Raw genomic sequence first — 2212 nt, 5'->3', positions numbered from 1 at the left:
TTGCACGCGACTCTAGGGCAAGGGGCGGGAAATTCCGATGGCCCGGCCCCCTTCAGGGCTTTCTTTTGGCCGAAGAAAAACCCCGGCTCGCGGGGAGCCGGGGCGGGTGGAGCGTTCGGTCGGGTGCCTCAGAGGGCGACACCACGGGCACGCAGGTACGCGACCGGGTTGATGTCCGAGCCGTACTCGGCGCTGGTGCGGGCCTCGAAGTGGAGGTGCGGTCCGGTGGAGTTGCCGGTCGACCCGGAGACGCCGATCTGCTCGCCGGGCTCGACGGTCTGGCCGACGTGGACCTCGATGGAGGCGAGGTGACCGTACTGGGTGTACGTGCCGTCGTTCATCCGGATGACGATGTTGTTGCCGTACGCGCCGCCCCAGCCGGCCTCGACGACGGTGCCGGCCCCGACGGAGACGACCCGGCTGCCGTAGGCGGCGTGGAAGTCGACACCGGAGTGGCTGCCGGAGGACCAGAGGGAGCCGCCCGTCTTGTACCCGGTGGAGACGTACGAGCCGGAGACCGGGAGCTGGAAGGAGGCGAGGCGGCGGCGCTCGGCCTCGCGGGCGGCGCGCTCGCGGGCCTCGCGGATCTCCTGGGCGCGGGCCTCGGCCTTGCGCTTCGCCTCGGCGCGGGCCTTCTCCTTGGCGGCGGTCTCGAAGGCTTCCTGCTCCTGGGCGGCGACCTGCGCGTTGACGCGGTCGGCGAGCGAGTCCTCGGTGATGACGCGGGTGAGGCCGGTGTCCTCGGGAGAGCGGTCCTCCGTGTCGGCGGCGAGCGCCGGCGAGGCGAGGGTTCCGATGACGCCGGAGGTCGCGAGGGTGGCCGCGCCGGCGATGCCCACGCCGCGGCGCGCCATCCGGCTCGGAGCACGATGCTTCCCGGTGGCACGGGTGAACGCCAAGAGGACGGTCCTTTCCTTCCTTCTCGCCTACCGGGTTAGCTGACGGGTTCGGAGCAGGAAGGTCTCCTACGGGCCCCTCCGCGCGTGGCGAAGGCGTCCGATTCACCCCAGGGACTGCGTGCGGGTCCCCGGCTCCCCAGGCTCGCGCCTGACGGGGACTCGGCGATCGCTGTCCGATGCCGCGGGTGCGGCGCGTGCAACGGGCGGACAGCGCCCATGACGCTATGCGTACGATCTTTCAATCGGCAAACAGTCTCGGCTGTTTGTAAGACATGCCACAGCGCAGACGCGCATCCTTTCTCCCAATACGGACAAAGCGGAGGACCCTGACGTCCTGTGACATCAGGGTCCTCCGTCCGTCGCCGGCCGGGTCCGGTGCACCGGACCCGGTCGGCCGTCAGCCGGTCACGACGGTCACCTCGCCGATGCCGAGGGCGCGTACGGGCTCCTCGATCTGCGCCGCGTCGCCCACCAGGACGGTGACGAGCCGGTCCACGGGGAAGGCGTTGACGACCGCGGCCGTGGCCTCGACCGTGCCGGTCTCGGCGAGCCGCGCGTACAACTGCGCCTGGTAGTCGTCCGGCAGGTGCTGCTCGACCTGGTCGGCGAGCGTGCCGGCGACGGAGGCGGCCGTCTCGTACTTGAGCGGCGCCACCCCCACCAGGTTCTGCACGGCCGTCTCGCGCTCGGCGTCGGTGAGCCCCTCCGCGGCGAGCGTCCGCAGCACCTTCCACAGATCGTCGAGTGCCGGGCCCGTGTTGGGGGTGTCGACGGAGCCGCTGATGGCGAGCATCGAGGCGCCGTTGCCCTCGGCGTCGGAACGGAGCACCTGCGCGAAGGCCCGCACGCCGTAGGTGTAGCCCTTCTCCTCGCGCAGGACGCGGTCCAGGCGGGAGGTGAGCGTGCCGCCGAGGCAGTACGTGCCGAGGACCTGGGCCGGCCACACGCCGGCGTGGCGGTCCGGGCCGATCCGGCCGATGAGGAGCTGCGTCTGGACGGCGCCGGGACGGTCCACGATGACGACCCGTCCGGTGTCGTCGGCGGTGATCGGCGGCATCGGGCGCGGCTCGGCCGGCTCACCGGTCCAGGCGCCCAGGGTCTCGGCGAGCACCTTGTCGAGGTCGACGTCGGTCAGGTCGCCGACGACCACGGCGGTGGCCGTGGACGGCCGGACGTACGCCTCGAAGAAGGCGCGGACGGCGGCGGCGTCGATCGCGGCGACGGTCTCCTCCGTGCCCTGGCGCGGCCGGGAGACGCGCGAGTCGGCCGGGAAGAGTTCCTTGGAGAGCTGCTTGGCCGCCCGGCGGGACGGG

The 2212-nt window shown here is 72.2% G+C and carries 2 protein-coding genes and 1 riboswitch; both genes read right to left on the bottom strand.

The window, feature by feature from the left end:
* Window positions 1-128: 128 nt before the first annotated feature.
* Window positions 129-899: a M23 family metallopeptidase gene (locus tag RIF68_RS34990; protein ID WP_309055576.1), complete on the bottom strand. Its 771-nt coding sequence runs from the start codon at window positions 897-899 to the stop codon at window positions 129-131.
* Between the two features lie 10 nt (window positions 900-909).
* Window positions 910-1074, bottom strand: a riboswitch (cyclic di-AMP (ydaO/yuaA leader).
* Window positions 1075-1296: 222 nt separating this feature from the next.
* Window positions 1297-2212 (bottom strand): insulinase family protein (locus RIF68_RS34985; protein WP_309055574.1); only part of this gene is annotated, 916 nt, incomplete at its 5' end.

This window comes from Streptomyces sp., assembly GCF_031178505.1.
GTDB classification, from domain to species: domain Bacteria; phylum Actinomycetota; class Actinomycetes; order Streptomycetales; family Streptomycetaceae; genus Streptomyces; species Streptomyces gulbargensis.
The sequence above is the reverse complement of the archived record's forward strand: the minus strand, read 5'-3'. Positions and strand labels throughout refer to the sequence as shown.